Origin of the sequence: Flavobacterium sp. Root420, from assembly GCF_001427905.1 — a bacterium.
GTDB lineage: Bacteria > Bacteroidota > Bacteroidia > Flavobacteriales > Flavobacteriaceae > Flavobacterium.
Genome location: NZ_LMEF01000029.1, coordinates 36,850 through 48,699, shown reverse-complemented (window position 1 = coordinate 48,699; position 11,850 = coordinate 36,850). Strand labels below are relative to the sequence as shown.

7 protein-coding genes are annotated in these 11,850 nt (G+C 34.4%); 1 reads left to right on the top strand and 6 read right to left on the bottom strand.

The genetic code is table 11. From position 1 onward, the window contains the following. Window positions 1–27: 27 nt before the first annotated feature. Complete coding sequence (locus ASC72_RS14715; RefSeq protein ID WP_056192089.1) at window positions 28–828, bottom strand: SDR family oxidoreductase; 801 nt, start codon at window positions 826–828, stop codon at window positions 28–30. Window positions 829–939: 111 nt separating this feature from the next. Here ASC72_RS14715 and ASC72_RS14710 point away from each other — a divergent pair, with 111 nt between their 5' ends. Next, window positions 940–1,350: a helix-turn-helix domain-containing protein gene (locus ASC72_RS14710; protein ID WP_056192086.1), complete on the top strand. Its 411-nt coding sequence runs from the start codon at window positions 940–942 to the stop codon at window positions 1,348–1,350. A gap of 142 nt (window positions 1,351–1,492) precedes the next feature. Here the strand turns inward: ASC72_RS14710 and ASC72_RS14705 are convergent, their stop codons facing one another. The 5 genes from ASC72_RS14705 to ASC72_RS14685 all read right to left on the bottom strand — a co-directional run bounded on the left by ASC72_RS14705 (window position 1,493) and on the right by ASC72_RS14685 (window position 11,777). Beyond that, complete coding sequence (locus tag ASC72_RS14705; protein WP_056192083.1) at window positions 1,493–3,502, bottom strand: DUF2264 domain-containing protein; 2,010 nt, start codon at window positions 3,500–3,502, stop codon at window positions 1,493–1,495. Between the two features lie 115 nt (window positions 3,503–3,617). Beyond that, complete coding sequence (locus ASC72_RS14700; RefSeq protein ID WP_082564314.1) at window positions 3,618–7,217, bottom strand: family 78 glycoside hydrolase catalytic domain; 3,600 nt, start codon at window positions 7,215–7,217, stop codon at window positions 3,618–3,620. A 36-nt stretch (window positions 7,218–7,253) separates the two neighbouring features. Next, window positions 7,254–9,683 (bottom strand): glycoside hydrolase family 2 TIM barrel-domain containing protein, encoded by a 2,430-nt coding sequence (locus ASC72_RS14695; protein WP_056192077.1) that lies wholly within the window; start codon window positions 9,681–9,683, stop codon window positions 7,254–7,256. A 116-nt stretch (window positions 9,684–9,799) separates the two neighbouring features. Further along, window positions 9,800–10,921 carry a glycoside hydrolase family 43 protein gene (locus ASC72_RS14690; protein WP_056192073.1) on the bottom strand — a complete coding sequence of 374 codons (1,122 nt, stop codon included), beginning with the start codon at window positions 10,919–10,921 and terminating at the stop codon, window positions 9,800–9,802. 1 nt (window position 10,922) lies between these two features. Then, window positions 10,923–11,777 (bottom strand): family 16 glycosylhydrolase, encoded by an 855-nt coding sequence (locus tag ASC72_RS14685; protein WP_082564313.1) that lies wholly within the window; start codon window positions 11,775–11,777, stop codon window positions 10,923–10,925. Window positions 11,778–11,850 lie beyond the last annotated feature (73 nt).

The following is an 11,850-nucleotide window of genomic DNA, read 5'->3' as shown; positions in this document are numbered from 1 at the left end:
TAACCTCTCTTTTCATGTTTAATTATTTTAAGTTTTGTTTAATTGCTTAAGTACATTTTTTTCTAAAATTCCATAAGCAAAATGCTGCAGGTTTATCAAGACAGAAGTGCCTTTACCCACAATATTTCTAAATTTAGGCTTATCTGTTTGAACTACTGTAAGCACTTTTTCTGCAACCATTTCAGGATCTTCAGCTTGTTCTACCAAATTGCTTGTAAATTTTTCAATCTTACCTCTTAACGTATTGTAATCTTCAATTTTATTTAAGGTTGATGATGAATTATCTAAAATACTTGTTTTAAAAGCAGCTGGTTCAATCATAGCAACACTAATGTTAAACTCATTTAATTCATAACGCAATGATTTGAAGTACCCTTCCAATGCGTGTTTGGAAGCGGCATAGTAGGCGGCGTTAGGGAAGGACACGAGTCCAATAATTGAACCCACAGTTATTATTTTACCAAATTTTTGTTTTCTAAAATAAGGCAATACTGCATTAGTTACCTTGATGGTTCCCCAAAAGTTAGTCTCTAATTGTTGTCTGCCTAATTCAATAGGTGTTTCTTCTGCAATACCTGATACTAAAAAGCCAGCATTATTGATAAGAATATCCAACTGACCTATCTCATTGAAAATTCTTTCTGGCAAAGTGTTTATTGATTGGTCTGAATCAAGGTCTAATGCTATCATTTTGAATGATACCGTCGATTGTATTCTTTCGGGATTTCGACTTGTACCAATTACATTGTAACCCTTTCTGTGTAGCTCGTTTGCGATGATTAAACCAAAACCGGAAGAAGCGCCTGTTATTAAAATATTCTTACTCATTTTTATTTGTTTTAAAATTTAAGTTGTAATTTTGCTTGCAAATTGCAAGTACAAATATACAAACAACTTTCAAAATGCAAGTTAAATTTCAAAATATTTTTAGTTTATTTTATGGAAACAAGTAAAAAAAGGTCAGACTGTCCATTGAGTTGCTCATTGGATGTGTTTGGCGATAAATGGTCTCTGCTTATTATCAGGGATTTAATATTTTATAAAAAAAGCACGTACAATGACTTTTTAAAATCAGAAGAAGGCATTGCCACCAATATTTTAGCCTCAAGACTAAAAGGACTTGAAGAAAATGGTATAATAGAAAAATCAGCACACCCTGACAGCAAGGCAAAAAATTTATACAAACTGACAACAAAAGGAATAGATATATTGCCTATAATTATGGAAGTTTACATTTGGTCGGAAAAATATTTAGCTCTTCCTGCTGACATAAAAGCAACAATAAAAGAAGCTAAAAAAGACAAAGACAAATTTTTAAGACAGATAACAAAAGAACTGAAATCAAAATAACGAAAAGAAAAGCGGTAAGCTGCAAATAACAAACGTTTGGCAAGATTGCAAATTTTGTGGTAAATTCACGTTTGAGTTTCGCAAGAAATATAATCTTATTGGAAACTAAACGATTACAAAGTTTGCAACCTCGCTATATTTTTTAATTAAAATCAAGTACTTTCTTTGTTCCATTATTAAATTGAATTGTAATAACACGCTCCGTTTTATCAAGAATTTTTATAGGAACTAATTCATTTTTCGTCCATTTTTCGCCGGATTTTTTCCAAAGCATTAAAGTGGCATAAATATTTGATTTTTCTGATTTGGAATCGCTTGTAACATTAATAACAGTACTTTCATTACTTTCGGGATGTAACCCTTTTGCTTTTACAACTTCAGATTTTCCCCATCCTAAAAGTGGAATCATGGCCAATTGATATTTTCCATTATCAATAATGGTTACCTCATATCCTTCAACGTTTCTTTTAGTCGTGATAATTTCTTTGTTTAATTTTGGTAAAGCATAATGCCCTAAGCGAATTGAAATTGGCTTGTTACTATTATTCTTATCAACTCTTAAAATTCCATTGGGCAACGGAATATCTGCTAAATTAAATTGAATCTTTTCATCGGTTTCTAAAACTACATTTCTGTAATAGATACCATTTTCAAATTTTTTAAAAGTGTATAATCTAAAGGCTTCCCAGAGATTATTTTTATTTTTAACAACATAATTCATGGCAACTTCTCCATTTTCGCCATCGGCCTGCCACGGAAAAGCGCTATTATAAGACAACCTGTTATAGTTTTCTGTTGATCTAAACTTTTGCCAGTCGCTGCTTACTTTTTCATGACACCAGGCCCTCACTTCCGAAGCTCCAATGTTAGGATAATCTGTAATTAAAATTTGTGAATCTCCCTGATACTTATTGTAAACGGTATCTTTTTTAAATTTCGTATCCCAATCACCATTATTTTCTTTGGCATTCCAAAATGCATTGTCATCCGGAACCAATAAACCTAAAAATATTTTGCCCATCCAATACACACTTCCCCTGCAGCTGTAAATTTGAACTGCTGGTTCAAACGCACCATAAAAACCAAGTGTTGGCACATTATCTTTCAGAAAATCAGGATGCGTTAAAAACTGTTTAATTACTCCTGATGAAATTCTTCGCATCCAGCCATAATTGGTATTTGGATCGTTTTGAAATCCCATCAATGGAAAAGGAACAACAGCGCCGGTTCTGTAACTTATGCTTCTTCCCCACATAATCATTTCACCATCTTTGCTAAACAAGTATGGGTAGTTGTCTTTTAAATCACTAAAATTTGCTGTAAACTTAGCAGCAAGTTCAGGATAATATTTTTTTCCAAAAAACTCTGACCAAATTGTACCGTACATCTGAAATGCCCACATACTGTAATAATCAAAAGCAGGACTGTCATTGTACCATCCGTTACCTCTGTAATGTTTGAGTGATTTTTCTAAATATTCAACAAGTAATTTTTCATTGATGCTATAGCCCTGTTCCTTAAAAAAACTCAACACAAAAATGTTGAAAAATTTCCAGTTAGAATCTACAGTCGGGCCATCGCCATAGCTCAGCATTATTTTAGCCAATTCGTCTTTCTGAGTTTGTGGCAAAGGTTTCCATAAAACATCCGGATTGGTAAGCATTGAAAGTGCTAACGCTCCAAATTCAACTAATTTTTGGCTTGGCCCTCCATTTTTAGCGCGAGGTTCAATATAGGACGGACTGGTTGGATCTGTTAATTTCCCTATTTGATATCTGTAATAATCTGCTACTTTGATATTATTGATGACTAATTCCGGATTCTCTTTTAATAATGGCGAGGCGATGAATAAAGTTCGGCAGAGCCCTTCCAGTTTTTCTGTTGGAATCTGGTTTTCATTTACAGGATAACTTTTCCCTTCTTGTTTAGGAAACTTCATCGGATCATCCAATGTATGAATATAACTAAAAGCACCTTCTAACAAATAAAGAGCAGCATCTTTCCAATGCTGTTTTGTCATTCCTGTATAAGGACTGATTTTATAATCTGGATTCTTTATCTGAAAAACATCAGACGTATTTTCTTTTTGTTGTGAAAACAAAGAAACACTGAAAATACAAGCTAAAAACAGTAACATTTTTATTTGATTCATTTTTTTTAGAATTTTGCAATGCTGGTTTTTACAAACAAAATTGTAGAAAATCTAATTTCAATCTAATTCAACCAACCTATTTTATATTTATTATACTGTACTTTTCCATTCTAATTTAATTCCTGACAACTGTTTCGAACCTATATTCTCCGGATTCTATTTTAAAAACAGCCTTATTATTTTCTATATTCAAAAATTTGATTCCGCTCTTTTTACCATTTATCGTCACATCACTTTCTTTTAAAGCTGGCAGGTAAAGCATTGCAGTTGTATTTGCCGGAACAACAAAATGAAAATAATAGTTGCCATTTTTTCTTTCCCAACTGCTTTCAATACGTCCGTACATCGAATCGTAATATCCATTTGCAAAGGTCATTTGTCCGGTAGTATCAGGTTCGGGCTGCAAAATAAAATGTTTAAATCCCGGAAAATTATCATCTCTTAGAATTCCTAATGAATAATTATACATCCATGCGCCAACAGCACCAAAAGCATAATGATTAAAAGAATTCATCCGATTATTTCCTCCAAACCCGTCTTTATGAGTATATGAATTTAATCGTTCCCAAATAGTCGTTGCTCCCTGACTAACCGGGTACAACCATGATGGATAAGAAGTTTGCTGCAATAATTGATAGGCAATATTTGAATATCCATTATCCGAAAGCGCTTTATTTACCCATGCAGTTCCAATAAATCCTGTCATTAATGAATAGGGCGGACACACAGTACCCTGATCTGTTTTGTTTTCTCTTTGTATAGCATTTACAAACTGCTTTATGGCCAGATCTGAATTCTCTTTATCCAAAACGTTAAAAGCAAAAGGCAACACATAAGAAGTTTGTGTATCTATAATTTTACCTCTAAATGAAGTTTTCCCTGTTGTTTTATCAATGTAGGTTTTATTAAAAAAGTCTTTTCGTTGCTTATAATATTCCGAAAAATAGTCTTGATCTTTCTTTTTATCTAATAACGCTGCCACCTTAGACATAATTTCCAAATCATAAATAAAATAGGCTTCCCAAAATAGTGTTTTTTCATTTTTAGAATCTTCTAAACTCAACCAATCTCCTAATGAACCCCAGGTATTTCTTTCTTTTTCTTTTAAAACACCCGTTTGCTTATCGATATCGGCTATTAGGTAATTGGCGTAACTTTTCATCGCATTATAATGCTCTTCTAATAAACTACGATCTCCATATTGTAAATAGTTTTCCCAGACCACAGTAATTCCTGCACTTCCCCATAAAGTTTCTCCAAATCCTACACCCATAGGAGCTACATCCGGAAAACGTCCATCTTCTCTCTGAATATCGCGCATTGCCAGCATGTGTCTTTTCAGAAATTGTTTAACATCTGATAAATGAACTGCAGTTCGGGAAAAAACCGAAATATCTCCACTCCATCCTAAACGTTCGTTACGCTGAGGACAATCGGTAGGTATTGACAGGAAATTTCCATACGTAGACCATGTTATATTTTCCCATAATTTATTTACCAAAGGATTTGAGGTTTGATAATGAGAAGACAATTGATGAATGGAACTTAATACCGTTCCTTTAACATCGATTAGCGGTAAAGGTTTTTCTATTCCTGTTATTTCTACATATCGATATCCATGAAATGTAAATCTTGGTGCTATGGTTTCGTTGCCTCCTTTGGTTATGTAAATATCTTGCGACATAGCCGCCCTAACATTTTCAAGCATCAGTAAATCTTCATTTCCCTTGTATTCAGGTAAATTGGGATACAAAACTTCGGCATAACGCAATGTGATTGTTTTTCCTTTTTCCAGATTGGTCAGCATAATTTTTGGCACGCCTACCATGTTTTGTCCCATATCGTAAACAAATACACCCGGGCGAACTTCTGTAACCGATTGGGCCGTTAATTCCTTTATTGGTTTAACCGTTGTACCAAACTGCCCTATTAACTGAGCATCGGTAAAATTATTAAAGTTGGGTAAATTGGCTGTTCCTTCTGAACTTACAAATCCATTTGTTCCTATGGCTACCGCCTGATGCCAATTGGATGCATCGTATACAGCTGTATTCCAGCCTTCAATTGCTTTTTCTTTTCCTGAGTCATAAACTTCACCCTGAAAAAAACTACTGTATTTTACGGGTCCATCATTAAAATACGTCCATGTTTCAGGATCACTTATGATGTTTTTTTCGCTTCCATCGGCATAAGTTATTACCAATTTTGCCAATATGGATTGACGATCACCAAAAAAATTCCAGTTTTCACCAGCATAGGTGCTTCCGCCACTCCACCAACCTTCACCAAGAATTGCCCCCAATACATTGTTCCCTTCCTGAATATTTGCCGTTACATCATACGTTTGGTACAAATGCGTTTTATTGTATTGTGTTAGTCCGGGATTAAAATAATCGTCTCCTATTTTTTTACCATTTAAATAAACCTCATAAATACCACGCGCCGTGACATACAATCGTGCTTTACTTATTTTAGGGGAATCGATTCCAAAAACGGTACGCAGCATCGGCATGGAATTCTGACTTGGATCTGCCAGAATAAAAGCCCCTTTGTTTCCGCCAATTACGGTATAGCGCTTATTTTTACTACTAACTTCTTTAAATGACGAAAATATACCTGAAGAATTACTATCATCAGAAAAAATTACATTCGATGGACTTCGGTAGTTTTTAATTTCAATTTTCGAAAACTGCGCTTTTTCTCCCTTAGGAACTGAAAATCCAATATCACCAACGACAGGAAAAGCTATAAAATCACCTCCGGATCCTAATGGATTTAAATTGATATCGGCCACCAGATTTTCTTTTAAATTCCCATCAATATAAATCTTAGTTAGTCCCAAACAGCTTTGAACACTTACAGTATGTGCATTATACTGGTTTTCTTTATTAATAATCGAATTCGGAATTGAAAAACTTTTAAAAGGGGTTTCTTTTTTATCATCTGGATGATAACCTACCCGATAAATATTCAATTTAGCCAGTCCATCTGAATTTAAGAGTGCGATATCCAATTCAACCTGAATATAGCCCTCGCTATTTTTGTTTTCCAGTTTATATTGATTTTTATTTCGGTTCATTAAACGCTGATCGTTAGCACCATAAATTAAAGATGCCTTTGTCGATTTTAGCTTTTTATCCAACTGAATCGTACTGTTGATAATAAAAACAGGAAGATATTGGGCATGCAAAACCATATCATTGGCATTACCACCAATCCATTTTGCTCCTGACCATGCGGTTGTTTCTTTATCTGAATCTTTATTCGTTACCATTTTGTGATTCAACAAACCCATTTCAAACCATGACTTCGAGGAGTACTTTTTTCCTTTTTGATCCCAAACGTTTACTGTCCAGTTATACAAAGTCGCAGGTTTTAATTCTGTGCCTTTATATTTAATATTAATAGATGCTCCGCTTTTAACTTTTCCCGTATTCCAAACCTCATTCCCCAGATTATTTGTTGCAATAATTTGATACTCATTTTGATAATGACTACTGTTTTTGTTAACTGTTTCCATTTGCCAGCTAAAGACAGGCTGAGCAACATCAAGACCAATTGGAGTTACTGCATTTTCTACTTTAAGATTACTAATTTGGATATCAGTACCTAAAAGCGATTCAGACAAAGCATTAGCGTTATTTTCTTTTTGTTGTGAAAACAAAGACATACTGAAAATACAAGCTAAAAACAATAACATTTTTAATTGATTCATTCTTAAAATAATTTTGTAATTCTTTGTATCTGCCTTTTATTTTTTTCCTGTAGATTGTATTTTAATTACGCTTTTGTTTAATCCTGGTGCAGTCACTTCAAGATTAATAGTTCCCGATTCTCCATTGCTTTTAATAATTACCATTGCACGTCCATGCCATGCTTTTCGGGTATTGGCAACGTATAAATCAGTATCTTTTAAATTTGCATTATCAACTCCTACTATTGTTCCTGCACCAGAAATCTTAAACGTAAGTTCATTCGCGGCATTTGGATTCAAAACACCTTTTTCATCTGTAATTTCAATAGTTACATATGCCAAATCCTGATTATCAGCTTTTATGGTTTTGCGATCTGTTGTTAATTTAATTTTCGCTGGCTGACTGGCCGTTTTTAATAAAACCGATTCAAGTTCTTTTCCATTTTCCAAACCAACGGCTTTTAGTTCACCGCTTGCATACGGAACTACAAAAGTGGCTTTAAATTCCTGCGCTTTGGTAGTTTCCTTCTCACCAATATTTTTACCATTCAAATACAATCTTACTTTTGGATATTTCGAATATACTTCAACTTCAATATTTTTGCCTTCATGACCAGGCCAGGTCCAGCTTTCCCATGTTGGCCAAACAGACCACAATGTCAATTTAATGGCTCCGCTTTCAGGATTTGGTTCCCGAACAGCCATATATATATTCTCATTATCATTATACAGCATACTCCTGTAATGCGAAATTGGTTTTCTCCAGCCCAATAAATCGACATCACCACAATAAGCACCATGCCATGGATATAAATTTCCTTCCCAATGTTCACCCGCGGGCTCATCCGGATATATATAGCGACCAATACCCGATTCACCTAAATAATCTATTGCAGTCCAAACAAAATCACCTAAAATATAATTGTGTTTTTGAACCAAATCCCAGTTGGAAAAAGCATCTTTTGGAAATGATTCGGTTTGCAGAATAATTCGGGATGGCACTCTTTGATGGTCTGATTCTGCATGATGCAGCTGATAATTATATCCTGCAACATCGTGGGCAGCCATTAAGGGATCGAAAATTTCCCATTCTTTATCCCAGGTCGTCATTGCCGACGTTACCGGGCGAGTAGCATCTATACTACGAATAGCACTTGCCAGCATTTTTGCTGTTTCAACCGCCTCAGGTTTGGCTCGTTCAATAATTTCATTACCAATGCTCCATATGATTATAGAAGGATGATTACGGTCTCTCAGTACCATGGATTCAATATCATGTTTCCACCATTTATCAAAAATTATGGAATAATCGTATGTATTTTTCTTTTCTCGCCATCCATCAAAAGCCTCATCAATTACGAGCATACCTAATCGATCGCAGGTATTCAGAAAGGCTTCAGAGGGAGGATTATGCGAAGTTCTGACGGCATTAAATCCGGCAGCTTTGAGTAATTCTATTTTTCGTTCTTCGGCGCGATCATAAGCAGCCGCACCCAACGCTCCATTGTCATGATGTACACACCCTCCGTTTAAGAGGATTTTTTTTCCGTTTAATAGAAAACCATTTTTGGTACTAAATTCAAGTGTTCGAATTCCAAAATCAGTGGTTAAAGCATCAATGCTCTTTGATTCTTTCTTAATTATTGAATTAACCTGATATTGATTTGGTAGCTCAACCGACCATAATTTCGGGTTCTCGATTGATATCGTTTGAATTACTTCTTTTTCTTCGTTTGGTTGCAATTCTATTTTACTTGCCGAATTTCCCGTATCTTTTCCTTTTTTATCAGCAATAACAGTTGAGAGCAAAAAATTTTGCGGAGCCGTACTTTCATTTTTAATTATAGTTTTAACCTGAATTGCAGCTTTGTTATTTTTCACCTCCAAAGTAGTAATGGCAACGCCCCAATTTTTAATATGAACCGGATTTTTTACTGTTAACCACACATTTCTGTAAATACCTGAACCGCTGTACCATCTGCAATTTTTTTGTTGAGAATTATCAACCTTAACAGCGATTACATTTTTTTGTCCTAATTTTAAATAAGGCGTTAGATCATACTCAAAAGAAGTATAGCCATACGGTTGTAAACCCACTGATTTTCCGTTGACAAATACCTCAGCATTCATATAAACGCCTTCAAAATAAATAGCAATCTTTTGATCTTTCCATTCAGAAGGAGCTGAAAATGTTTTTCGATACCAGCCTGTTCCCATTGGATAAAAACCTCCGTCTCCACCACTTACATTATTTTTTTCTGATTTTCCTTCAATACTCCAATCGTGGGGTAAATTCAATTTTCTCCAACTACTATCATTAAAATCTACTAAACTATAATCAGAGGAATCTCCTAAAGAAAATCTCCAATCCAAATTAAACCGTTGTTTTCGTTCACTATCTAAATTTTGTGCTATAGTTTTTGAAACACAAACAATTAATAAATGAATTAAGATTACTGTTTTTATAAATTTTCTCTTTTTAATCATTGGATGTACTTTTTTGACATTAATAAGTTGCAAATCTTTCACACTTAATTTATTATGCTTCTAATGTAAAGATTTTAATTAATAAATGTAAAATAAACACCTGCTATATTAACACGTTATTTTTCAAAAAAAGTGAGGTTCCATTCATCAAGCCATTTTAAAATTGGTTTCCCGTCTGTGAATGTTATCGGCAACCATACATAACTGCCATCAATAGGATTATCAGGTTTCCATCTATCAGCCATAAAAATAAATTGATCTTTTTTCCCCTGGACAGGAAGAATATAAGTGCTTTGCGAATGAAATGTAAGTTCGGCATCTTTACCAATACATGGATTTCCTAAAGTCTGCCATGGTCCCCAAATTGAATTAGATTTAAACGAACGTGCGGCATTAGGATCCCAACCGGTACAACCAGAAGTTATCATATAATAAACCTCATCTTTTTTAAAAATTGCAGGAGCTTCATTATGACCTGCCGGTGCAACTCTTGTCCATTTTCCGGTAAAATCTAAATAGTCGTCTGTAAGTTCTGAAATATGAAGTGTCAAATTTTCTTCTGAGGAGCAAATAAGATAAGCTTTACTATCATCATCAACATATACGGTCATATCTCTGGACATTTGTCCCTTATCAAAATCCTTACGAACCAACATTCCATTTTTTACCGCTGTAAGCCATTCAGGGCTCCAGGATTTCAAACCAGCCTCATTCGTTGAAGCTGTTTTAAAATCCTCTTTAAAATCTATTGGCCAAGCTCCTTTATTAGGGCGGTATGATTTTTTAAATTTAAAGGGGCCTTTTGGAGAATCACTTACGGCAACAGCCGCTCTTGCAGCATTATAACCTTGTCCTTTAAGTTCTAAATGAAACCACATATTATATTTACCTGTTTTTTTATTAAAAACAACTTTTGGACGCTCTATTACACAACCTTTTGTTATTTCAGAATTAGGATCTTGTTCCACTTTTAATACAATACCTTCATTTTTCCAATTGTATAAATCTTTTGAAGTATAACAACTGACGCCCTCTAAAGATGTATTTCCTTTGCGGCCCGAAGTCTTGTATTCTCCATACCAATAATAAGTTCCATCAACAAAAACAACACCGCCTCCATGGGCATTAATATGTACTCCATCTGTATCTTTCCACTGTTTTCCCGGAGCAAAATAATTGTTTTGCGAGAAAACAAAAGAATATACAAAGCTTATAATTATCGAAAATCTTAATTTCATTTTATTTATTTTTTTGATAAACCCTTATATAATCAATTGTGTATTTTGATGGAAGATCGGCTGTAGTAAATTCTCCTCCATTTATTCCTCCAACAGCCAGATTCACTAACAAATAATGAGCCTGTTGAAACGGAATTATCTTTTGATTTTTATCCCGAATTGTTTCTTCCAGATTAATTTCGTTTAACAGTTGATCATCAACATATAATTTAATCCACTTTGCATCCCAATCCATTCTCCAGATGTGAAATTTATCGGCCCAGGAATCATCTTTAAATTCACTCAGCATAACTGTTTTACTATCCCATGCGGTCTGCGGTTTATTTGATTTCCACGCTGCATTGGCTAATATTTTCCCTGTATAATATTCCATAACATCAATTTCTCCATTGGCAGGCCAGTTTCCTTTTACACCCAAAGTCCAAAAGGCTGGCCACATTCCTTTTCCAACGGGAATTTTAGCACGCATTTCAAAGCGGCCATATTGCCAGGAATGTTTTCCACGGGTAATTAAACAGGAGGAGGTAACTTTTATAGAATCTCTGCTTTTAGCCCAATCTTTATGGGTTTTAGATACAAAATCTGGATTGGCTCTTTTTTCGTTTCTGGCTTCAATAATTAGAAAACCATCTTTACAATAGGCATTTTCTTTTTGATACCACTGATTTTCCTGATTTCTCACAAAACCTGTTTCGTAATTCCAATTCTTTTTATCCGGACGACCATTTGTATTAAATTCGTCAGCCCAGATTAACTTATAATCTTCAGAAAATGAAGGTTTTTGTTTGAACTTTACAAAACTAAAAAGTAGCATCAGGACGACTCCTAACACCAAAAACTTACCAATAAATCTCATTTTAAATCTATTTTTTTTAATCCTAAATAATCTCAGGAAGTTTCTATTATAATAAGGGATCCCGAAAGATCCC